Source organism: Photobacterium makurazakiensis, from assembly GCF_050336715.1.
Classification (GTDB): Bacteria; Pseudomonadota; Gammaproteobacteria; order Enterobacterales; family Vibrionaceae; genus Photobacterium; species Photobacterium makurazakiensis.
Genome location: NZ_JAKJSJ010000015.1, coordinates 112,987 through 136,923, shown reverse-complemented (window position 1 = coordinate 136,923; position 23,937 = coordinate 112,987). Strand labels below are relative to the sequence as shown.

At 43.6% G+C, this 23,937-nt stretch carries 20 protein-coding genes; 10 read left to right on the top strand and 10 right to left on the bottom strand.

The features are described from left to right. Positions 1 to 124: 124 nt before the first annotated feature. Together pheT and pheS are read right to left on the bottom strand one after the other, a co-directional pair. Positions 125 to 2,512, bottom strand: a complete 2,388-nt coding sequence (gene pheT / locus L4D09_RS07810; protein ID WP_428456923.1) for a phenylalanine--tRNA ligase subunit beta — start codon at positions 2,510 to 2,512, stop codon at positions 125 to 127. 18 nt (positions 2,513 to 2,530) lie between these two features. Then, positions 2,531 to 3,514, bottom strand: a complete 984-nt coding sequence (gene pheS, locus L4D09_RS07805) for a phenylalanine--tRNA ligase subunit alpha (RefSeq protein ID WP_428456922.1) — start codon at positions 3,512 to 3,514, stop codon at positions 2,531 to 2,533. 375 nt (positions 3,515 to 3,889) lie between these two features. On the opposite strand from pheS, the gene L4D09_RS07800 reads away from it, so the two are divergent. Then, entirely contained in the window at positions 3,890 to 4,714 is an 825-nt protein-coding gene (locus L4D09_RS07800) for a helix-turn-helix domain-containing protein (protein ID WP_428456921.1), read from the top strand. 49 nt (positions 4,715 to 4,763) lie between these two features. Continuing rightward, positions 4,764 to 6,242, top strand: a complete 1,479-nt coding sequence (locus L4D09_RS07795; protein WP_428456920.1) for an acyltransferase family protein — start codon at positions 4,764 to 4,766, stop codon at positions 6,240 to 6,242. Between the two features lie 72 nt (positions 6,243 to 6,314). Here L4D09_RS07795 and L4D09_RS07790 read toward each other — a convergent pair whose 3' ends face one another. From L4D09_RS07790 to yqfB, 7 genes are all read right to left on the bottom strand, one after another. After that, positions 6,315 to 7,793 (bottom strand): trypsin-like serine protease, encoded by a 1,479-nt coding sequence (locus L4D09_RS07790; protein ID WP_428456929.1) that lies wholly within the window; start codon positions 7,791 to 7,793, stop codon positions 6,315 to 6,317. A 306-nt stretch (positions 7,794 to 8,099) separates the two neighbouring features. Beyond that, positions 8,100 to 8,768, bottom strand: a complete 669-nt coding sequence (pcp, locus tag L4D09_RS07785; RefSeq protein WP_428456919.1) for a pyroglutamyl-peptidase I — start codon at positions 8,766 to 8,768, stop codon at positions 8,100 to 8,102. A 225-nt stretch (positions 8,769 to 8,993) separates the two neighbouring features. Then, positions 8,994 to 9,347, bottom strand: coding sequence for a 50S ribosomal protein L20 (gene rplT / locus L4D09_RS07780; RefSeq protein WP_428456918.1), 354 nt, complete (start codon positions 9,345 to 9,347; stop codon positions 8,994 to 8,996). Between the two features lie 44 nt (positions 9,348 to 9,391). Further along, complete coding sequence (gene rpmI, locus L4D09_RS07775; protein WP_036832349.1) at positions 9,392 to 9,586, bottom strand: 50S ribosomal protein L35; 195 nt, start codon at positions 9,584 to 9,586, stop codon at positions 9,392 to 9,394. Between the two features lie 96 nt (positions 9,587 to 9,682). Beyond that, positions 9,683 to 10,234: a translation initiation factor IF-3 gene (infC, locus tag L4D09_RS07770; RefSeq protein ID WP_428456928.1), complete on the bottom strand. Its 552-nt coding sequence runs from the start codon at positions 10,232 to 10,234 to the stop codon at positions 9,683 to 9,685. A gap of 3 nt (positions 10,235 to 10,237) precedes the next feature. Next, positions 10,238 to 12,166 (bottom strand): threonine--tRNA ligase, encoded by a 1,929-nt coding sequence (gene thrS, locus L4D09_RS07765; RefSeq protein WP_428456917.1) that lies wholly within the window; start codon positions 12,164 to 12,166, stop codon positions 10,238 to 10,240. 192 nt (positions 12,167 to 12,358) lie between these two features. Next, on the bottom strand, positions 12,359 to 12,655 hold the full coding sequence (gene yqfB / locus L4D09_RS07760) for a N(4)-acetylcytidine aminohydrolase (RefSeq protein ID WP_428456916.1): 297 nt from the start codon (positions 12,653 to 12,655) through the stop codon (positions 12,359 to 12,361). A gap of 142 nt (positions 12,656 to 12,797) precedes the next feature. Between yqfB and hutC the strand changes: the two genes are divergently transcribed. The 7 genes from hutC (at position 12,798) to L4D09_RS07725 (ending at position 21,186) form a co-directional block, all read left to right on the top strand. Beyond that, positions 12,798 to 13,502 (top strand): histidine utilization transcriptional repressor HutC, encoded by a 705-nt coding sequence (gene hutC, locus L4D09_RS07755; protein ID WP_428456915.1) that lies wholly within the window; start codon positions 12,798 to 12,800, stop codon positions 13,500 to 13,502. Positions 13,503 to 13,691: 189 nt separating this feature from the next. After that, positions 13,692 to 14,906, top strand: coding sequence for an imidazolonepropionase (hutI, locus tag L4D09_RS07750; protein WP_428456914.1), 1,215 nt, complete (start codon positions 13,692 to 13,694; stop codon positions 14,904 to 14,906). 10 nt (positions 14,907 to 14,916) lie between these two features. Next, the gene (gene hutG / locus L4D09_RS07745) at positions 14,917 to 15,936 is read left to right on the top strand and encodes a formimidoylglutamase (protein ID WP_428456913.1); all 1,020 of its coding nucleotides are present in this window, start codon (positions 14,917 to 14,919) and stop codon (positions 15,934 to 15,936) included. Positions 15,937 to 16,023: 87 nt separating this feature from the next. Next, the gene (gene hutU, locus L4D09_RS07740) at positions 16,024 to 17,724 is read left to right on the top strand and encodes a urocanate hydratase (protein WP_428456912.1); all 1,701 of its coding nucleotides are present in this window, start codon (positions 16,024 to 16,026) and stop codon (positions 17,722 to 17,724) included. Positions 17,725 to 17,752: 28 nt separating this feature from the next. Next, on the top strand, positions 17,753 to 19,285 hold the full coding sequence (gene hutH / locus L4D09_RS07735) for a histidine ammonia-lyase (RefSeq protein ID WP_428456911.1): 1,533 nt from the start codon (positions 17,753 to 17,755) through the stop codon (positions 19,283 to 19,285). A 233-nt stretch (positions 19,286 to 19,518) separates the two neighbouring features. Continuing rightward, the gene (locus tag L4D09_RS07730) at positions 19,519 to 20,388 is read left to right on the top strand and encodes a fructosamine kinase family protein (RefSeq protein ID WP_428456910.1); all 870 of its coding nucleotides are present in this window, start codon (positions 19,519 to 19,521) and stop codon (positions 20,386 to 20,388) included. 594 nt (positions 20,389 to 20,982) lie between these two features. Further along, complete coding sequence (locus L4D09_RS07725; RefSeq protein ID WP_428456909.1) at positions 20,983 to 21,186, top strand: CPXCG motif-containing cysteine-rich protein; 204 nt, start codon at positions 20,983 to 20,985, stop codon at positions 21,184 to 21,186. A 51-nt stretch (positions 21,187 to 21,237) separates the two neighbouring features. Here L4D09_RS07725 and L4D09_RS07720 read toward each other — a convergent pair whose 3' ends face one another. Next, the gene (locus L4D09_RS07720) at positions 21,238 to 21,852 is read right to left on the bottom strand and encodes a riboflavin synthase subunit alpha (RefSeq protein ID WP_428456908.1); all 615 of its coding nucleotides are present in this window, start codon (positions 21,850 to 21,852) and stop codon (positions 21,238 to 21,240) included. 166 nt (positions 21,853 to 22,018) lie between these two features. Here L4D09_RS07720 and L4D09_RS07715 point away from each other — a divergent pair, with 166 nt between their 5' ends. Continuing rightward, the gene (locus L4D09_RS07715) at positions 22,019 to 23,839 is read left to right on the top strand and encodes a sensor domain-containing diguanylate cyclase (protein WP_428456907.1); all 1,821 of its coding nucleotides are present in this window, start codon (positions 22,019 to 22,021) and stop codon (positions 23,837 to 23,839) included. Positions 23,840 to 23,937: the final 98 nt, after the last annotated feature.

The window sequence follows — 23,937 nt, the reverse complement described above, 5'->3', positions numbered from 1 at the left end:
GTTATAATTATTAGATTCAGGTCAAAAAAAAGCAGCCATTTCTGGCTGCTTTTATAAAACAATAACTTAAAAAATTACCGTTTTACAGTATTCTCGACATTTATTCGTTCGAGAAGTACTTCAATTAGTCACGTAGACTTGCACCAAAACCTTCAGCAAGTGCTGCTACAATTGCTTCTACTGCATTAGCAATATCAGCTTCTTCTAGCGTACGTTCAACAGATTGTAGTGATAGTGCAATAGCAAGGCTCTTCTGGCCTTCCTCAACACCTTTACCACGGTAAACATCAAACAGGTTAACGCCCGTTAGCAATTCACCACCGTTTGCACGGCAAGCTGCTACAACATCACCAGCAGCAACATCTTCGTTTACTACGATAGCGATATCACGGCGGTTTGCAGGGAACTTAGAAACAGCAACGGCTTCAGGTAGTACGCGAGTATTCATTGCATCCCACTCAAGTTCAAACACAACAGTACGGCCGTTAAGACCAAACTTGCGCTCTAGCTCTGGGTGAACCGTACCGATAACACCAACCTCTTTGCCATCAACAACAATTACTGCTGTTTGGCCTGGGTGAAGTGCTGGGTGTTTTGCTGGTTTGAAGCCAAATGCAACATCATTTGCAGTCAGTTCAAGCACAGCTTCTAGATCGCCTTTAAGGTCAAAGAAATCAACAGTATTGCTTTCGATGTCCCAATGCTCATCGCTACGGTTACCAGCGATAACACCTGCTAGCATTGGCTCTTGACGCATGCCGTTTTCTGCTGATTCACAAGGAATGAAACGTAGACCGTATTCGAATAGACGAACACGAGGCTGCTGACGCTTCTGGTTGTGAACAACAGTGTTTAATAGGCCTTGGATTAAACCAAGACGCATCGCTGACATATCAGCTGAAATTGGGAACGGCAGAATTAGCGGCTCAATTTCAGGAACGATCAATTTTTGCTGCTCTGGCTCAACGAAGCTGTAAGTGATTGCTTCGTGGTAACCACGATCAACAAGAAGATCACGTACACGCTTAAGCGGTAAGTTAGCTTCTTTATGATCATTCATGCTTAGTGCAGCAACAGGTGATTGATTTGGAATGTTGTCGTAACCGTAGATACGGCCAACTTCTTCAATCAAATCTTGCTCGATTGCGATATCAAAACGCCATGTTGGTGCTGTCGCAGTCCAACCTTCAGCAGTTGTTTCAACAGTAAGCCCTAAACGCTCTAGGATCTCAACAACATCAGCATCAGCGATGTGGTGGCCTAGTAGGTTATCCAGCTTAGTGCGACGTAGCGCAACGGTGTTTGGCTTAGGTAGATCTGCTTCAGATTCAACGCCAACAACAGGAGCAACGTCACCACCACAAATTTCAACTAGAAGCTGTGTTGCACGCTCCATTGCGCTGTGTTGTAGTGCGAAATCCACACCACGCTCAAAACGCATAGAAGAATCAGTGTGAAGACCGTAGCTACGTGAGCGACCACGAATATGATCAGGTGCGAAGAATGCACACTCAAGTAGTACGTCTTTAGTTTCACCTGTTACACCAGACTCTTCACCACCGAAGATACCAGCGATTGCTAGTGCTTTAGTGTGGTCTGCTACAACTAATGTGTCAGCGTTTAGCTCTGCTTCAGTACCGTCTAGAAGAGTCAGTTTCTCACCCTGCTCCGCCATACGAACCACGATGCCACCTTCAATCTTTGCAAGATCAAATGCGTGCATTGGCTGACCTTGCTCTAGAAGAACAAAGTTAGTGATATCAACAACAGGATCGATAGAGCGAATACCACAACGACGCAGTTTTTCTTGCATCCATAATGGTGTTTCAGCTTTCACATTCACGTTCTTAACAACACGGCCAAGGTAACGAGGACACGCTTCAGAAGCTTTAACTTCGATAGCTACGGTATCGTCGATTGACGGAGCAACAGCTTCAACAGCAGGCTCAGTCACGTCAGCACGGTTTAAAACGCCAACTTCACGAGCAAGACCACGAATACTGAAACAGTCAGCACGGTTTGCTGTTAGGTCAACATCAACAGTTACGTCATTTAGGCCTAGGAATTCACGGAAGTCAGTACCCAGTACTGCGCTTTCAGCTAATTCTAGGATGCCATCAGACTCAACATCGATACCTAGCTCAGAGAAAGAACAAAGCATACCGTGTGATGGTTGACCACGTAGTTTTGCTTTCTTAATCTTAAAATCACCTGGCAGTACTGCACCAACAGTCGCAACAGCAACCTTAATACCAAGGCGGCAGTTTGACGCACCACACACGATATCTAGCAGCTCTTCAGCGCCGACGTCGACCTTGGTTACGCGCAGTTTGTCTGCATCTGGGTGTTGTTCACAAGAAACAACCTGACCCACTTTAACGCCAGTAAATGAACCGGCTACAGGTAGAACGTCGTCTACTTCTAGGCCAGCCATTGTAATTTGATGTGTTAGTTCGTCAGTGGTAACCGCAGGGCTAACCCACTCACGAAGCCATGATTCGCTGAATTTCATAGTGATTAAACCTCTGGATTACTTAAATTGTTTTAGGAAACGAAGGTCGTTCTCGAAGAACGCACGCAAATCGTTTACACCATAACGAAGCATAGTTAGACGCTCAACGCCCATACCAAATGCGAAACCAGAGTATTTCTCAGGGTCGATACCTACACTACGAAGTACGTTCGGGTGAACCATACCGCAACCAAGTACCTCTAACCATTTACCGTTTTTGCCTTTAACATCTACTTCTGCAGAAGGCTCAGTAAACGGGAAGTAAGATGGGCGGAAACGTACTTCAACTTCTTCTTCGAAGAAGTTGCATAAGAAGTCATGTAACGTGCCTTTTAACTGTGCAAAGTTAACATTTTCGTCAACTAGCATGCCTTCCACTTGGTGGAACATTGGCGTGTGCGTCTGATCGTAATCATTACGATAAACACGACCAGGCGCGATAAAGCGTAGTGGCGGCTGGCTTTCTTCCATAGTACGGATCTGAACACCAGATGTGTGCGTACGAAGCATCAAATCTGGGTTAAAGAAGAAAGTATCGTGATCCGTACGAGCTGGGTGATCTTCAGCAATGTTCAATGCATCGAAATTGTGGAAAGCATCTTCGATTTCTGGGCCAGCTTCAGTTGTAAAACCAAGCTCACCAAAGAAACTTTCAATACGTTCGATCGTACGAGTAACAGGGTGAATACCACCATTTTCGATACGACGACCAGGCATAGTCACATCAATCGTTTCAGCGGCAAGTTTAGCTTCTAGCTCTGCACGCTGTAGGGCATCTTTACGAGCCACTAGCAATGCTTGAACTGCTTGCTTCGCTTTATTGATTTCTTGACCAGCAGTGCGACGCTCTTCTGGTGGTAATTTACCTAGCTGTTGTAGTTGAAGGGTTAAGTGACCCTTTTTACCTAGGTACTGAACTCGGACTTCGTCCAGAGCGACTAATGAATCAGCCTGCTCAATAGCTGCCGTTGCGTTGGCAATAATCTCGTCTAGATGTTGCATCGTTTCCTCATCCACCCACAGGTGGCGTCCATTAGGGAGATATAAATTCGCGTAACGATACATACTAAAGAAACATGCGTCTAAATCCAAATCCAATCGCACGAAAAGAACTGAATTGAACGAAAAAGATCCCCTTTCCTCAGTTTGTTTACAAATGACGTCATTTTCTCGCCACTAGAGACACCATGCATAATTCGGGAACAGGAAACAGATACGGATTAACACCATTGCAATCAGAACATTAAAGGGTAGAAATTCACGAGTGAAAACAAGGTTTCTAATGAAATCAGATGAAAGTAACTAAGCGCTACAGACCTGACATCTAAATAGCGATTAAATACTCATAAATGAAAAAGCATTGCAGTCACAGAGCCTATGAACCCGACCCCCTCTTCGCCTCTCCCGTTCTATCAACCTTTGCAGCTAGGAGAAGGCCAACATCGATGGGCTCTGTTAACCCCTGCGCTGAGGCCGTATATTTCAAGCTGTTGGGAGGTCTCTATTCCAGCAGGTATTTTTGACTATACCGCCATACCTGATACTTGCCAGCACCTTGTCAGCATCACAGCGCCTAACTGCAGTTTGGGCCATCTTTGCTTACCTGCCATCTTTCCATTAAAACGGCAAATAATCGGCCCCGCAAAACTCTTTGGTATCACTTTTATGCCTGGAATGCGTCAACGCTTTATTCCTATAGAAATTAAACAACATGAACGCATCCAATCATGGGCTGATTTATCCTCCCGTCCATTAAGTCACCTTGAAATAGCACTAAACAGTGAACCAGAATTCCAACAAAAAGTGCATCTAGTCGAGCTTTGGGTTACCCAACAATTACAGTGCCAAACGATTACTGATAGCCATAAACAAAAGCCGTTTTTATCGGCATTCCAATCAATAAAAGATGCACTTGGGAATAATGCTCTCAACGAGCAGTGGGCGAGAGAGAGAGGCGTCAGTAGTCGGCATTTACGTCGTCTTTTTCTACATAACTTAGACATGACCCCTAAACAATACGCGGACATCGTCCGGTTTCAATCCAGCATTCAGATCATCGCACATCAGGGTATCGATGTACTCTACCAATCCCACCGTTATTACGATGAGTCGCACTTAATTAGACAATTCAAAAAATTTACAGGCTTGACACCTCGAGGTTTTAAAAACTTGTCCGTTTTATCCAAGAGTGATGCCGGCTAACACTTTATTTTGATTATATTTAGCGTTTATCGATACATAGGGAGCTTCGATGAAAAGGATTTATACGTTTGATAGCCTTAAATTACTGTCTATTTTAGCCATATTTTTCATTCACTATGGTGTGTTCTATTATTTTTCTGGCATTGAGCATAATCAATATTACCTGAGCTTTAATATTGCTGCGCGTTTCGCCGTTCCGGTGTTTTTTGTTATCGCTGGCTTTCTCTTTTACCATAAAGTCCAAGATGGTGGCTGGCCATATACAAAAAAATACCTTGGCCAACTGCTGTTGATGTACATCAGCTGGACAATGGTTTATCTATTAGCCTTTGGTATAGGTCGTGATGACTGGCGGGCAGGTAACCTTAGTAGCATTTTTTATCTAGGGACTTGGGGCGCAGAAATACTGTGGTTTCTAATGGCTCTTTCCATTTCAATTGGCGTTTTGTTCCTTGCCGTCCGTAGCAAACAGACAGCAGCGCTACTTGCTATTGCATCCGTATTACATCTTGTAGGATTAACGGGACAGGGCTACCAAAACATTATTGCTTTCGAGCTCTTCAATGACACTAACAATATATTCAACCAATCTCGCGATCCCCTCTTTTTTGCCCTGTTCTATGTCACTCTGGGCTACCATCTCGCTAAACCACAATGGCAAGATAAGCTAAGAAAAATAAAGTGGCAGTATTTACTGGTGGCAAGTGTGCTCTTTATGATGACATCGCTATGGGAAGGCTTAACGCTAATCCAATCGCATGGCGGGAAAATTGCTGATTATTACCTTTCAACCATTCCGCTCACTCTATCGCTTGTGTGCTTGGCTATCCGTTCACCCAATGCGCATAAATCATCAATAATTAGTAAAGTAGGCACTCATAGCGGTGAAATCTATCTAAATCACGGCATCATCCAAATAATGCAAGGTACGGCTTTTTGGATGATAGGCTATTATCGAGTTCCTGAAATGATGAGCCAACAAGCCAATAGCGTCATACTGCAAAGTTTATTAGCACCGACTATGTTTGTTATTAATATCGGTTTATATTTTACGGTAAGGGCAATATATCGGGCATGTATCAGTCATGATGTTATTAAAACCTATCGTGAATCAGCAATTATACTTAATGCTTACTGGTTGTTGTTTTTTACAATGCAAACAGCCGACAATACATCGCAATTTGATGCCAATTCTCTGATCGTAGTTAGTACCGCTGTCATATGCGCGGTGATAGGCTATTGTTTAGCCTTGCATGCCTTTAAACAGATTGATAACACAATCCATAAGCTAATTCGCCAGCATATTACCGTAGTCTGTAGCACCACCGTATGCTGGTTTATTCTGGGCTATTCAAACGCTCTTATCAATTTGGGTGGATCTTTTAACCCAACAAGTTCAGCCGTTGAAAATATACTGAATTCAAAGCTATTAATTTTCAGCCTACTCTTTTTAGTCATGACTGGGATAACACTTACAGCTCAACGCATAGTATACGCATCAAAGCCAAGGCTAGTTGAAATCGCTTAGCACTCAAATAGCCCGCCTTACGCGGGCTATTGCCCTAGTTTAGTTTGTGCTTGGCGCTTGATTAGCTATCGTTTAAAGCTGCTTCCAAGCATCCCGCCAAACACTTCCTACACCGGGCTCGTAGTAAGCGGGGCTTTCCGAACACCAGAGTCCATTTGGCCATGGGAGACATTCATAAGTTACCCCGTTATGGCTTACGATATCGCCTGATTGGTAACTCGCCCCTGCAATATATGGTGCACCACTCGTTGGCGGGGTTGGCTCTGGTGTTGGAGGAACAGGTAATAACCCGCCACAACTCACACTGTCAGTAAGCTGCCATACACCCCATTCTCCTGAGCTGTTAGGGTTAGAACCTTGGTTCCACCACTGCGCCTGCCACAACTTTCCTTCCCATAAGACGACATCCCCACTATTGTAAACTTGCCCCGAGTCCCACACCCTGTCGCAAGTGCCAGTGGAGCTGGCATCACTAACATTTACCACAGCAACGGCACGGTAAGTAGTTGTAGTTTGGTCAATAGTAAAATCTAGCGTAACCGATGCTTGACCAGCCGAAGTAGCCGAAAATTCAACCGCAACATAGCACGATGCCTCAGCATTCAATTGAGTTTGTCTACAGCTATCTGATACCTCAACAACAGATGTTGCAACACCACCTGCAGTTAAACTGAAATTGTTAACGGTAAACGGGCTCATACCTATGTTTGTGATTTCAAACTGATGCGACTTAATTTGACCCAAATCGAAGTCGCTCAACTGTTGTGATGCTGTATAACCAACAGCAACATTATTGCTCGGTGTGGTAATGATACTGTCAACCCAAGAATGCAACTCAGCTACATCACTGTATACCCCATACTTACCAGGTCGAGCACAGCCAATCCCCCAACTCACAATGCCAAGCTGCGTGATAACGCCACCTTGGTTTATAACGATTGGCCCTCCGCTATCGCCCTGACAAGAATCTTTCCCCCCAGCGGCAACACCGGCACAAAAGCTAACAGCACCAACATTGGCATAGCTTCCACCAGCTTGTTGGCAGACCGCATCAGACACTAAAGGGATATCGACAGCCATTAGCTGCACAGGTGAGCTCCCTCCCTCTTGCAACCTTCCAAGTCCAGCAACAGATAAAATGTCTCCGGGAGAGGCGTACTGAGCTAGCGCACCTTGTGCAACCTCCACTCGTTTTGCCGTTGGTAAGTCGCGGTCTATTTTAAGGATCGCAATATCATTTGAGAGCGTACTCGCATTGAAGCTAGGATGGATGTATATATTGGAAACATTCGCTCGCAGTCCATCGCTACCGTTATATTGAAACCCACCAACTTTAACTGCTAGCTGATCTGGTGAGTCATTATCAACACAATGAGCAGCGGTTAACACATAACCATCGCCCAAATAGCTGGCACCGCAAAATGAGCGATTTCCATTCCGGCTTACTAACTGCGTATAAAAACCCCATTGTGAGGTGTTCGCAATTTCTCCACCAACAATTGTCGGCGTTATACGTTCAGGGGGCTCGGTAGCGAAAGCACCACCATTCATGATTCCAAGATATGCTGCCACCAACAATGTTCTATTCAGTGCTGCCACAATATTCCCTCTTCCATTAGTTCTGTAAAATACGCAAGATTTAATGCGTATCCTCTCCCTTCACACAAACGTTAAAAATCACGTTATGTTCGGGTTAATGTAAGAGAAGTCTTTAATTTTTGAAGCACATAATTTATCGCACGCCTGAATTTATAAAGCGCGACCAATAAACAATATAATTTATAAATTAACAATTAATGTTCAGAAAAACGTGAAAGAAATCACGGTAGAAGTGGCGTTATGTGTCTTGTCCGAAAATTAACTTATTGTTCCAGCGGTCACCTTTAGGTCATGGCGCTGGCTTGCAGCACAAATTATCGCCTCAAAGATCCCTTCCACCATGTCTGTTATTGGCATGCTAGGTTGGGTTGGCTCTTGTTGTTGCTCAGGCAATAGTGGGATATGGACAAAATCGCACCTGATTTTTTTGTCATGAAAATTAGCGAGGTAATGACTAATACCATAAAAAAGATGATTACAAACAAACGTGCCTGCGGAATAAGATATTTCAGCTGGGATACCAGCAGCCGATACATGCAATGCCATTGCTTTAATTGGCAACGTCGTAAAATATGCCGCTGGGGCTTCCATCACAACGGGCTCATCAATCGGTTGGTTGCCTTGATTATCAGGTATTCGATAATCATCATGATTAATGGCTACTTTTTCGAAACTGATTTTATCTCTGCCTGCCGCCAGTCCAAGCATCAAAACAATATCAGGCTTTAAGAAATCAATTTCATGCTGACAGTGTTCAATACATTCACGGTAAACAACTGGAAGTACTTTCGTGTGAAGGGAAACACCAGCTTGTGCAAACTTGGCGTTATAAATTGGGGATTTTAGTTGTGATAAGACCATCTGAGCTGGATTGATCTGCTCACCACCAAAAGGTTCGAATCCTGTTACAAGTACCGTTGTTACCATTCTATGTGCTTCTTAATTAGGCCAATGTAATTATCTACACTAAACCTAAACTTGATAGCTTTTCAATTAAAAGTACAAGTACGGCTATTGATCTATGCCTAAAAATCAATAGTTCGGCAATCAAGTGTCTTGTATGAATAGCTTTTATTCAGACGGGGCTCTTTGGGCTCAGAAACGAAAAAAGGAGAGCCGAGGCTCTCCTTTCAACATCAAACTAAACAGTAATTACTGTGCAGCTTTTGATTTTTCAACTAGCACTGCGAAAGTTGCTTTGTCGAATACAGCGATATCTGCAAGGATCTTACGATCGATTTCGATAGACGCTTTCTTAAGACCGTTGATGAAACGGCTGTAAGACATACCATTTTGACGAGCAGCAGCGTTGATACGTGCGATCCAAAGTTGACGGAAAGTACGTTTCTTGTTGCGACGGTCACGGTAAGCGTATTGACCAGCTTTAGTAACAGCTTGGAAAGCTACGCGGTAAACACGTGAACGTGCACCGTAATAACCTTTAGCTTGTTTAAGAACTTTCTTGTGACGTGCACGCGCTTGTACACCACGTTTTACGCGAGGCATAGGAGACTCCTAACTAAAATTAAAAATATAAAACTAAAAAACGATTAAGCGAACGGAAGCATACGTGCAACAGCTGCCACTTCACACTTAGGAAGGATAGCGTTTGGACGAAGCTGACGTTTGTTCTTAGTAGTACGTTTAGTCAGGATGTGACGCTTAGTTGCGTGCTTAAACTTGAAGCCACCAGCAGTTTTCTTGAAACGCTTAGCAGCACCTTTGTTGGATTTCATCTTAGGCATGATGAGACTCCGCATTGTTGATAGTTAATAACATAGTAGTAAGGCGAACAAAAGCGCTGCGGTTAAGCAGCGCTTTTAGCTACTTGAATGCCTTAATTACTTCTTCTTTGGAGCAAGCATCATCGTCATTTGACGACCTTCAACTCGATTAGGGAAGCTCTCGACGACAGCTAGTTCGACTAGGTCTTCCTTAATACGATTTAGAAGATCGATACCAAGACTCTGGTGGGCCATTTCACGTCCACGGAAACGTAGCGTGACTTTGCCCTTGTTGCCCTCTTCTAAAAAACGACTCAGGTTGCGCAGTTTTACCTGATAATCGCCTTCGTCTGTACCAGGTCGGAATTTAACTTCCTTGATCTGGATTTGTTTTTGCTTTTTCTTCTGATCTTTAGCAGCCTTGCTCTTTTCGAACAGGTACTTGCCATAGTCCATCACACGACAAACTGGTGGCTCGGCATTCGGGCTAATTTCAACTAAGTCTACACCAGCTTCATTAGCAAGATTCACTGCTTCTTCAATAGAAACAACACCAACTGATTCACCGTCTAGACCAGTTAAACGTACTTCACGTACGCCACGAATTTCACCATTTAAACGATGTGCATTTTGTTTAACTGGTGCTTGGGTTCTTCTTCCGCCTTTAATACCTTATTCCTCCAAAACATTGAGCTTGCGACTGCTAATATCTTCCTGCAAGAATGCAACAAGATCATCAATCTTAAATTTACCCAAATCTTTACCCTTGCGAGTACGAACTGCAATCTCGCCTGCTTCGACTTCTTTGTCTCCACAAACTAGCATGTAAGGCACTCGCTTCAAAGTATGTTCGCGGATTTTAAAGCCAATCTTCTCATTTCTCAAGTCCGCATTGACTCTAATTCCACTTTTTTGCAGTTTTTTTACTACTTCTTGTACATATTCTGACTGACTGTCAGTAATGTTCATCACAACAGCTTGCTGAGGTGCCAACCACGTAGGGAAGAAACCAGCGTATTCTTCAATAAGAATACCGATGAAACGCTCTAGTGAACCAAGAATAGCACGGTGAATCATAACAGGCGTGTGACGTTCATTGTCTTCACCTACATATGTTGCACCTAAACGCTCAGGAAGCGCAAAGTCTAACTGAACGGTACCGCACTGCCAAGCGCGATCTAAGCAATCGTGTAGTGTAAACTCGATCTTAGGACCGTAGAATGCACCCTCGCCTTCTTGAATCTCATATGGGATATCCATAGATTCAAGGGCAAGTTTCAAATCTGATTCCGCTTTATCCCACATTTCGTCAGAACCAACACGCTGTTCAGGACGCGTAGATAATTTAACGACAATGTTGGCAAAGCCAAATGTCTGATAAGTATCATAAACCATTTTGATGCAAGATGTAACTTCTTCTTGCACTTGAGCTTCAGTACAGAATACATGTGCATCATCTTGAGTAAAGCCACGAACACGCATAATACCGTGTAGTGCGCCTGATGGCTCATTACGATGACACGCACCAAACTCAGCCATACGCAATGGTAAATCACGGTATGATTTTAGACCTTGGTTGAAAATTTGCACGTGACCCGGGCAGTTCATTGGCTTAATAGCGTATTCACGGTTCTCAGAATTCGTTGTGAACATCGCTTCAGCGTATTTATCCCAGTGACCAGAACGTTCCCAAAGCACGCGATCCATCATTAGTGGACCTTTAACTTCCTGGTAATCGTATTCTGTCAGTTTTTCACGAACAAAAACTTCTAGCTCACGGAAGATAGTCCAACCGTTGTGATGCCAGAACACCATACCTGGCGCTTCTTGCTGCATATGGAATAGATCAAGCTGCTTACCAATTTTACGGTGATCACGCTTAGCCGCTTCTTCCAAACGAACAAGGTGTGCTTTAAGCAACTTCTTGTCTTGGAAAGCAGTACCGTAGATACGCTGTAGCATCTTGTTATCACTGTTACCACGCCAGTAGGCACCCGCAACGTTCAGCAGTTTAAAGTGCTGACAGAAGCTCATGTTTGGTACATGTGGGCCACGACACATATCAATGTATTCTTCGTGGTGGTATAAGCCAGGACGGTCATCACGAGAAACGTTCTCGTCTAGGATTTCCATCTTGTAGGTTTCGCCACGTGATTCAAATGCATCACGAGCTTCCTGCCAGCTAACGTTTTTCTTGATCACTTGGTACTTGGTTTTCGCCAACTGTACCATGCGCTTTTCAATCGCTTCCAAATCTTCTTGGGTTAGTGATTGCTCAAGATCGATGTCGTAGTAGAAACCGTTGTCGATCGTAGGACCGATCGCCATTTTCACATCAGGGTATAGCTGCTTGATGGCATGACCTAGAAGGTGAGCACAAGAGTGACGGATAATTTCTAGGCCGTCTGCGTCTTTTGCTGTGATGATTTCTAGGCTTGCGTCGTTTTCAATTAAATCGCAAGCATCAACACGTACACCATCAACACGACCAGCGATACAAGCTTTCGCAAGACCAGGGCCGATTGATAGTGCAACGTCAAACGTTGAAACTGCTTCGTCAAATTGACGCTGACTGCCGTCAGGAAGAGTAATTACAGGCATGTATATGTCCTTTCACAGTGGTGCCACATACCAAGTAGCACATGTTGAATTTAAAAAGCTTAGAGAAACTTTTATGAAATAAATGCAGTTTTCATACCGCTACCGCAATACTGAGCGGCGAGCAAATACAAAAACGAAGCGGCAAATATAACAAACGCCTGTTACTGATTGCAAAGACACAGGCTAATTATTTTAAATTAGCTTGAAACTAACAACGTATAACTGCTCTGTCCCGGGATAAATTTCTTCAAGCACGTCTTTTAACTGTTCCAACGTCATATTTTCTTCGAATGCATGATTTGCATTTAACTCACTCAGAAGAACAGGTTCCACACCAAGTACCTGAAGCTGCCCAAAGACTCTGCCTTCTTCATAAATAACAGCATCGATAGTACGCCCTATCTCGTAATGGCTATCGGCTTCATCACGTATTGTGATCGTTTTATCCCCGGCTAAAATATCTCTTTCAAATCGTGCTAAAAAAAGCATTTCCAATGGGACCATATTCACCTCTATTAAAGTAATCTTCTTTACCAGCCAATACTGTAGCAAGCTCACGGTAATTTACTCAATAACTTGAAATTATGAAAAAAAGTTGCTTTGATTTGTATAGGCAATTAAGGATACAACCATGGCTCATTCTCCACGTTACGTTCAAATAAAATGCTACCTTAACGATAAAATCAGCAGTCGTTCATGGCCGCCAGGGCATAAAATCCCCACCGAAATTGAGCTTTCAGAGCAATTTAATGTAAGTCGAATGACAGCCAACAAAGCCATACGTGATCTCGTTAAAGAGGGGCTCCTAAAAAGAACGCCTCGGATTGGTACGTTTGTCTGTCACAAAAAAGCTGAATCTCCTTTAATGGAAATCCGCAATATTGCTGAAGAAGTAAAGCAACGAGGCCATGACTATGCGTCTGATGTTATTAAACAAATAACCATACAAGCCAGCGATGATATTGCGTTACGGTTAGGCGTTAAGCATGGCACGAGAGTTTATTTCACCCAAATTGTCCATTTTGAGAATAACACGCCCATACAACTTGAAGAGCGCTGGGTGAACCCTGATTTTGTACCCGACTACATTGACCAAGACTTTTCACAACAAACCCCTAACGAATACTTGGTGCAAACCTGCCCTCTCAGCGATATCGAACACACAGTCGAGGCACTACTCCCTAACCAGCGTGTAGCCGATTTACTTCATGTTACGTCGCAATGCCCATGCTTACTGTTAAATCGTCGAACATGGAGTAATCATAAGCTCATTAGCACAGCCCTACTCTATCACCCTGGTGACAAATATAAGCTCAGTTCACGTACTGCCGTCTAAATAACATAATGTTCTGATCTGCGTATAAGTAACTATTCATATCAATTAGAACATTGCTTTTCCTCTCAAATTTGCAGCTCTGGCAGCGAATAATTACAACAACGATCACAATCTATTTACATTGCATCTTGAGTTTTTCTGTTTAATTGCCTATTTATTTGTATATACATAACAGAGATAGGCCAAAACATGGACAGAGTGCTGACTAATTTAAAGATGGTCACAATGGATGCTGAAACAAATTATCAAGTCATCGAAAATGCCATGATTGGTATTGAAAGTGGCAAGATTATGTTTGCCGGTATTGCCAGTGATTATGACTGTCACGGGCATCCTGACATTATTGATTGTCAGGGTGCTTTAGTCACACCCGGCTTAATTGATTGCCACACTCACCTCGTTTTTGCTGGTAACCGTGCAGGTGAATTTGAACAACGCTTACAAGGTGTCCCTTATGAGGCTATTGCTAAATCTGGTGGTGGAATTCTTTCCACGGTGAGAGCGACGCGCTTAGCGAGTGAAGATACCTTGTTTGAGTTGGCTTTAGCACGATTACAAGGGCTAAAGAATGACGGTGTTACGACTGTCGAGATTAAATCTGGCTACGGACTAACCCTTGATGATGAACTCAAAATGCTGCGTGTGGCACGCCGTATCGGTCGAAGAACGGATATCAAGGTTTCGACAACATTACTAGCAGCCCACGCACTACCCCCTGAGTTTGCCAATGATGCCGATAGCTACATTGATCTGGTGTGTAATGAAATTATCCCTGCAGCCGCAGCAGAGAACCTAGCCGATGCTGTGGATGTTTTTTGTGAGGGCATTGGTTTTTCAACAGCCCAATGCCAACGCGTATTTGAAGCGGCTCAACACCACAACCTTGCGATAAAAGGCCATACAGAGCAGTTGTCCAATCTTGGTGGTAGTGCTCTTGCTGCAAGTATGGGAGCGCTGTCAGTTGATCACATAGAATATCTCGATGAAGAAGGCGTTGTGGCGTTGGCCAACAATGGTACCGTCGCCACCTTACTACCCGGTGCGTTTTATTTCTTACGAGAAACTCAGCAACCACCGATTGAGCAACTTCGAGCACTTAATGTACCGATGGCGATCTCCACTGATTTCAACCCAGGTACTTCGCCTATTGCTTCGCTACGAACAATGATGAACATGGGCTGTACCCTTTTCAGGCTAACCCCCGAAGAATGCCTTCGTGGCGTTACCGTCAATGCAGCAAAAGCATTGGGATTAGGCGAAACTCGAGGGCAAATAAAATCGGGGATGGATGCAGATCTTGCCGTGTGGTCTTTAAGCCAACCAGCAGAGCTTGCTTATCGCCTTGGTGTTCCTGATTTAAAATTTCGCGTTGTTGACGGTCATATATTTCATCACAACAAATAAGGAGTATCCCATGCCCGTAGATATGACAGTTTGGAGCGGTCGAGCCGATACTGAAGATGGTGAATTAGGCCAACGTTGGCACCAAAAAGTATTACCGGCCGATCAGGCAAACGAAGAAGGTATTCTATTGCTAGGTTTTGCCTGTGATGAAGGTGTTGCCCGAAATAAAGGGCGCACTGGCGCATTTGACGCGCCCATTGCAATTCGTAAAGCCCTGTCAAACCTCGCATGGCATCATACTGAGCCTGTCTACGATGGCGGTGATATTTACTGCGACGACGGTAATTTAGAATTAGCCCAACACCGACTCGGGGAAGATGTATGCCATGCCCTACGCCAAAAACATAAGGTCATCGTCCTTGGTGGAGGCCATGAAATGGCATGGGGAACCTTTCAAGGGTTAGGTTATTACCTGCTTCAAAAGCAACATGTTAATGACGGGAAGAGTGCTGAATACCGTGACATTATCCATACCCCAAAAATCGGCATTATTAATTTTGACGCACATTTTGACTTAAGGAACCCGCCCGCAGGCCAACAATCAGAGCAAGGTAGTTCTGGTACTCCTTTTCATCAAATTGCACGCTTTTGTGAACTACAAAGCTGGCCTTTCAACTATGCCTGCTTTGGTCTAAGCCGAAGTAGTAATACACAAGCGCTTTATCAAAAAGCGCGTAAGTTGAATGTCTTGTATAAAGATGATGAGGCGTTGACCCAACAAACACTTGAGTCAACTAAAGCCGAACTGCAAGCCTTCATTGATGCCAACGATTACCTATACCTAACAATCGATATGGATGTATTTCCAGCCGCAGTAGCACCAGGGGTTAGCGCTCCAGCCGCCAGAGGCGTGCCGATTGAAATCATAGAGTCATTAATCGCTTTAGCACTTAAAGCCAAGACACCACAAGGCGATAGCAAAGTGCTTGTGGCTGATATTGCTGAATACAATCCTAGATTCGATATTGATAATCAAACTGCACGGCTTGCCGCCCGACTAGCTTGGACCATTGCCCGTGCCCTACGTTAACCAAACATACTGCCCTAATACGATAAATGCATATATAGCGTGCAAATAAAACACTAATAACTGGCAGTAAATTGCAAGGAGAGCCAAATGACACAGCCAACATCCCACGCAACACCTCGATTAGATGAAAGCAGAAGCATTATTGCACCCACAGGTACCACACTGAATACTAAATCGTGGATGACAGAAGCACCACTACGAATGCTGATGAACAACTTACATCCTGATGTTGCCGAACACCCTCACGCATTAGTGGTTTATGGTGGGATTGGCCGTGCGGCCAGAAATTGGGAGTGTTACGACAAAATCGTCGAAGTACTAAAGCGGCTAGAAGATGATGAGACCTTACTCGTTCAATCCGGTAAACCTGTCGGTGTCTTTAAAACCCACAGCAATGCGCCGCGTGTACTAATTGCCAACTCTAACCTCGTTCCTCACTGGGCTAACTGGGAACACTTTAACGCGTTAGATAAAGAAGGCCTGATGATGTACGGCCAAATGACCGCTGGTAGCTGGATTTACATTGGCTCTCAAGGCATCGTTCAAGGCACCTATGAAACCTTCGTCGCAATGGCAAAACAACATTTTGACGGTGATAGCTCAGGTCGCTGGGTTCTAACTGGCGGACTTGGCGGTATGGGTGGCGCACAACCTTTAGCCGCGACCATGGCAGGGTTTTCAATGATTGCCGTTGAGTGTGATGAAAGCCGTATTGATTACCGATTACGTACTGGCTATGTCGATCGCAAAGCGCATACCCTTGATGACGCTATGGCAATCATTGAACAAGCCAAACAAACGGGCAAACCTGTCTCTGTCGGCTTACTTGGCAATGCCGCAGACGTTTATGCTGACATCGTTAAACGTGGCATTGTTCCTGATGCCACCACTGACCAAACCTCAGCGCATGACCCACTTAATGGTTATTTACCACAAGGCTGGACGATGGAATATGCTGCGAAAATGCGCCTAGATGATGAAGCTAGCGTGGTAAAAGCGGCTAAAGCCTCAATGGCAACACAAGTCCGTGCCATGCTCGCGCTACAAGAAGCGGGTTCAGCCACAGTCGATTACGGCAACAATATTCGTCAAATGGCGCTAGAAGAAGGCGTTGAAAACGCTTTTGACTTCCCGGGGTTTGTACCTGCTTATATTCGCCCTCTCTTTTGCGAAGGTGTCGGTCCCTTCCGCTGGGCAGCACTTTCGGGTGATCCTGAAGATATCTATAAAACCGACCAGAAAGTTAAAGAGCTTATCCCTGATAACCCTCATCTACACAATTGGCTCGATATGGCACGTGAACGTATTCAGTTCCAAGGCTTACCCGCTCGTATTTGTTGGGTGGGCTTAAAAGACCGAGCACGCCTAGGCAAAGCCTTTAATGAAATGGTTAAGAACGGCGAATTAAAGGCCCCTATCGTTATTGGTCGAGATCATCTCGATTCAGGTTCAGTCGCCAGTCCTAACCGTGAGACTGAAGGCATGATGGATGGTTCTGATGCTGTCTCTGATTGGCCGCTATTGAATGCGTTATTAAATACCGCATCTGGCGCGACTTGGGTTTCATTACACCATGGCGGTGGTGTTGGTATGGGCTTCTCTCAGCATTCAGGCATGGTTATTGTGTGTGATGGCAGTGATGACGCAGCCGATCGTGTCAGTCGTGTATTACGCAATGACCCTGCGACTGGTGTCATGCGACATGCAGACGCTGGGTATGACATTGCGATTAACTGTGCTCAAGAACAAAACCTCGATTTGCCAATGATCAACACTGATCAACGATAGCCACTGATAGATAGAGTAAGGACGTAATATGTATCAAATTGAAATCAACCCAGGCAAGCTATCTCTCACTCAGTTACGACATATCAGCCGTCATAGGGTTACATTATCAATCCATAAATCAGCGTATGATGACATGCTGGCAAGCACTCAAGCTGTAGAACAAGTTATTGCTGAAGATAAAGTCGTATACGGCATAAACACTGGCTTTGGCCTGCTTGCTAATACTCGTATTGCAGTGGATGATCTGGAAACCCTTCAGCGCAGCATTGTACTCTCTCATGCTGCGGGTATTGGCGAGTTCATGGAAGATCATACCGTACGGCTAATGATGGCATTAAAGGTCAATAGCCTTGCTCGGGGTTATTCCGGTATTCGCCCAGAAGTTGTTAACGCCTTAGTCACCCTTCTTAATGCTGAAGTGTACCCTTGTATCCCTAAAAAAGGGTCAGTTGGTGCTTCAGGCGATCTCGCACCGTTAGCACACATGAGCACAGTATTGCTTGGTGAAGGTGAAGCTCGCCATAAAGGAGAGCTTATTAGTGGTGCTGCGGCATTAAAAATCGCAGGTCTTGAACCCATCACACTTGCGCCAAAAGAAGGTTTAGCACTCTTGAATGGCACACAAGCTTCTACCGCGTTTGCACTAGAAGGCTTATTTGCTGCGGAAGATTTATATGCCGCTGGTACTGTATGTGGAGCGATGTCTGTTGAAGCTGCGCTTGGTAGCCGTCGTCCATTCGATCCCCGCATTCATCGAGTTCGTGGTCATCGCAGCCAAATCGATGCTGCAACGGCTTACCGGCACTTACTTGGTAAAGAAAGTGAAATTGGTCTGTCTCATCAGCAATGTGAGAAAGTACAAGACCCCTATTCATTACGCTGCCAACCCCAAGTAATGGGGGCTTGCCTTCAGCAAATCCGCAACTCTGCAGACATTCTTGTTGTCGAAGCAAATGCCGTGTCAGATAATCCATTAGTCTTCGCTGATGATGGCGATATTATCTCTGGCGGTAATTTCCATGCAGAGCCTGTAGCAATGGCTGCGGATAATCTGGCTTTAGCGATTGCTGAAATTGGCAGTTTATCAGAACGTCGAATGGCGCTACTCATTGACAGCGGCCTCAGCAAACTTCCACCGTTCCTTGTCGATAATGGCGGCGTGAATTCCGGCTTTATGATCGCGCAAGTTACCGCCGCGGCACTCGCCAGTGAGAATAAGAGTCTCGCCCACCCGGCCTCTGTCGATAGCCTTCCTACATCAGCCAACCAGGAAGATCATGTATCAATGGCAACCTTTGCGGGTCGTCGATTAAAAGAAATGGGAGATAATACCCGAGGGATTCTTGCCGTCGAATTGCTTGCCTCTGCGCAAGGTCTTGACTTTAGGCAACCTAACCGTAGCTCTGAGCGTATTGAGCAAGCAAAAGAAATGCTTCGGGCTAGAGTGAGCTTTTATGATAAAGACCGCTACTTTTCACCTGACATTGAAAAAGCCAATCAACTGTTATTAGAAGCAAACTACAACAATTTGATGCCTTCTCAATTTCTACCGAGTTTTTAACTAAATAGTTTACGGTTAAAAAACACATTTATCAGCCGGGTAGCTACCCGGCTTTTTTATGTTTATCGATAACTCTCGCCATAGCCTTAATATTGATTTAGCTATCATTTCCACCAATTCTAAACAATCAACAACATAAAACCTTGATAAGCACACAGTTCTTTGTGCAATAAATAGACTACTATGAGGGTAACTGGTGAACACCAAATTATTGATGTTTCGTGGAGGGTGCTATGTGGCAAGCGATTTCTCATCAACTTTCTGAGGTTTTGGATAAGCCTTTCAAGATAAGTGAAAAAGAAACGGTCGAAGGTGGCGACATCAACGAATGCTATTGCATTGGTGATGGCATAGCGCGCTTTTTTGTCAAACTAAATGACAGAGAGCAATCCGCTATTTTTGAAACAGAAGCTGAAAGCCTTCATATCCTCAACGAATCTGACTGTATTCAAGTCCCTCAATTTATCCATATGGGGACAAGCAAAGACAAGTCTTTTCTCATCCTTAACTATCTCCCAACGAAAGTAATGGATGATGAGTCTGCTTATATTTTGGGGCAACAACTTGCCAGATTGCACTCTTGGGGTGAGCAAGGTGAGTACGGCTTTGACTTAGATAATTATATCGGGTTGACGCCGCAGCCGAATAAATGGCGTCGCCGCTGGTGTCGTTTTTTTGCCGAACAGCGTATCGCTTGGCAATTACAGCTATGCCAAGAAAAAGGCATTGAACTGGGTAATATCGATACCATCACCAGCCAAGTCATTCAACTACTCATGAACCACCAGCCAAAGCCATCACTACTCCACGGTGACTTATGGCATGGCAACACCGCCTTAACCGTTAGTGGCCCCATCATTTTCGACCCTGCTAGTTACTGGGGGGATAGAGAGTGTGATATTGCGCTGACAGAATTGTTCGGTGGCTTTTCAGAACGCTTCTACGATGGCTATCAATCAATATGGCCACTCGATGAAGGCTACCGTGAACGAAAAGATTTATATAACCTTTATCATGTTCTTAACCATTGCAACCTCTTCGGTGGCAGCTACATTACCCAAGCTGAACAGCTTATCGAGAAACTGGGGTTACGTGGTGAATAGCACCAATTAGGCCTAAAAAACAAACCGTATTTATGGTAATTTCAAACGCTCGTGTCTATCGACGCGGGCGTTTTTCATCCTCTTTTTATACCCCATGTAGGGATACAAGCCCCTTATTACAAGCTGCTATTTTTGACATGGCTGGCTTACTGATCTCATCTAAATAACTACAGATTGTAAACTTAGATTGTTACTCGAACTAAATACGCACATAAGTAAATCGCTATAGCTCTTCCAGTGCACTTAAATGGTGCAAATATAACATATGTTATTTTTACACCATTTATATTTTGCTTTTAACTTCGTTTTTGTCCCCGTTTTGACCGATTGTTTTTTATAGAAAAAATAAAAAAACTAAAATTACCAGTGGATTAAGACAATTATCTCTTCAGTTTTTCATTCATTGTTAGAAGTACATGGTTTGTCAAACTTTCACCTTAATTTGAGGCAAAAACCAATCGCAAACGCTAAAGTCTAAAAAGAAATCCAATTATGATGTCGATATAAATGACGCCGTGATAGGTAAAAAATACAAGAAAGTAAGGAAGCGAGTTATAGTGAAAGTATGTGCCATGCACGTACCAAGGAGTAACAATGAGAAATTACACAGAGCAATCTGTTGCGTGTCCACACTGTGGTCATAATATTCATATTACACTTGACGCCAGTGCCGGTAGCCAAGAGTTCTACGATGACTGCCCAGCTTGCTGTCATGCCATACATTTAAATATGCAAGTCGATGAACTTCATAAAACCATCAATTTATTCGTCGACGCCGACGACGAACAAATATTTTAATTTACGATGAAACCCCTGGGAGATTCAGGGGTTTTACTATTTAAACGAGCATTAAATAATGGACCGCTGTGCAAGCACTCGCTCAACAGTATCTACGATTGCTTGGGTTTGAGGATCGATTTCAAGATTCACCTTCTCCCCCACTTTGCGAGAGCCAAACAGTGTTCGCTGCAGCGTTTCCGGTATTAAATGAACATTAAAGCGTTGCTCTTCAACATCACCGATTGTTAACGAACACCCATCAAGTCCGATATAGCCTTTTCGTAGAATATACTTATTGAAACCCGCCGGAATAGAAAACCATATCGTACAATTATTTGCTGTTGATTCAATGTCACAAATCTCAGTCATACTATTGATATGACCAGACATTGAATGCCCACCAATTTCATCACCAAATCGCGCTGCACGCTCAATGTTTACCGAATCAGCAACGTCTAACAAACCCAAGTTCGTTACTGCTAACGTCTCTTGCATTAAATCGAACGATATTAAATCATTATCGATCTGGGTGACCGTTAAACAACAGCCATTATGCGCGACAGATGCACCAATCTCGAGCCCTGACAGCATAGCAGGCTGAAGCTTAAGGACATGAGTTTGAAAGCGCTCTTTTTTATCAATCGCAATGACCTTTGCTGTTCCTTGCACAATTCCGGTAAACATATAGACACCTTTAATTTATTAACTCTTAATACTCACTCAATTACGCACATAATATCAACTTGGTTGGCATCTAAAAAGTAAGTGTATTTGAACTACTGCCAAGAACAGGATATTCTTCCAATGCTATTTTATGCTACCAATATATATCACTACTGTCTGGTTCATCATGCTAAAAAAACTGTCTAACAATCTGGGTATACACATACAACTGATACTGACAGTTTTCGTATTATTAACGGCATTACCTATTGGCCTTCTTTGGTACCAAAGTTCTGAAAAAATTGTTCTACAAACGATTGAAAGACTCTATCTACATTCAAGCAAGTCAGTTAAAGCTCAAATCGATAACTTCTTTTCTGAAGCAGACCACGTCTACTTACACCAAGAGCGCTACAATGATGACCTTCCTAAGCTGATCGAAAACCAAGAGCTGCTTTTTGAGCATATCGTGCATATGCTCAACCATCATAATGCCATTGATTATTTTTATTTCTCTAACCTCGATGGGGGGGTAGTTTCATTTGGCATTGACCCAGAGAAACGATTTACACGTATTGAGTCTGATAATGCTATGGCAGGACCATTATCCAGCTATGCAACCGACTATTACGGCAAAACTAAGTCATTAATAAAACAAATAGAATTCTTCGATGCAAGAGAGCGAGACTGGTACAAGAATGCATTGAAATCAGAGCGGGCTGTGTGGAGCAATATATACCCTGGCGCCATTGATCATAATATACTCGGCATAAGCTTAACCAAAGCACTTCGCGATGAAAACGGTACTCCTCTTGGTGTTTGGGGGATTGATTTAACACTGAACAGTGTTATCAATAAGCTCAAAGGCAGTAAATTAAGTGAAAATGGCTCAGTCGTTATCATTGATGAACACAAAAAGATCCTTGCCAGTACTGATATTGAGCATGCTGCAACCAACGGAAAACTCCAATACATAACAGAAGAAGACACACCAATTCTGTATCAACTCACCCATGGCTATAAGCAAAATAGCGAAATAATCCAAAATTTCACACATGATGACAATGAATGGGTTGGTTTTGTTACCAATTATCCGATTGGCCCTGCATATAACCTAAGCCTTGTCTTCTACTCACCAGTAGCAGACTTTTCGCCAACCCTCATTGCAGCCAAAAACTCAGCAATCGCGTTCACCAGCCTAATGGTCATTCTTGCTCTGTATTTTGGCAGAATTACCACTATTCATATCCTGTCTCCAATTAAGAAGCTAACTCAAGCAGCAAAGCAGATAAGTCTTGGAAGAAAGGAAAGTATCAACGATAACGAGCGAGATGATGAACTGGGGCAACTTGCAACGTCATTTAACCAAATGACCTCAAACCTTGCGAATACAATCAGTCAATTAGATAGCCAGCAAAAAGAAACCGCGCGGCTAAATGCGTTATTAGAAGCTCAAAACAATAAACTTGAAGAGCAAGTTAAAACACGAACGAACGCCTTAATCGCAGCAAATCACAGACTTAAAAAGCTAGCATATTTTGATACATTAACGGGTATTGCAAACCGACGTCACTTCTGGGATCAATTTGAAGAAGCAAGCACCGTAAACCATGGTTGGCTATTGATTCTTGATTTAGACAATTTTAAAACTATAAACGATAATTACGGCCACCTTGTCGGTGATGAAGTATTAAAGCACTTCACTCACATATGTCAGCAGGTGCTCAATGAAGAAACCCTCATAGGCCGAATTGGCGGTGAAGAATTTGCGATATGGTATTCACAAACTAACCGTGAACATATTTACGCATTAACCGAGAACATCATGATGGCACTTCGTGCATCTCCATACTATTCTCAACAGCATACAGTTGCGGTTTCCGTCAGTATCGGTGCCAGTTTTTGCATCGGGAATACAGCAAAAGCTTATGCGGTTGCAGACAAGTTGCTCTACGAAGCCAAGCATGCTGGTAAGTCTCGCKCTATTATCGAAAAGATTCCTTCATAACATTTTAATATCTGAGCAAATGCATAAGCGGTTTATTGTTAAATTATTAAATATCTTTCATTTACTCACAGAACAATTGTTTCAAACCACTAAACCGT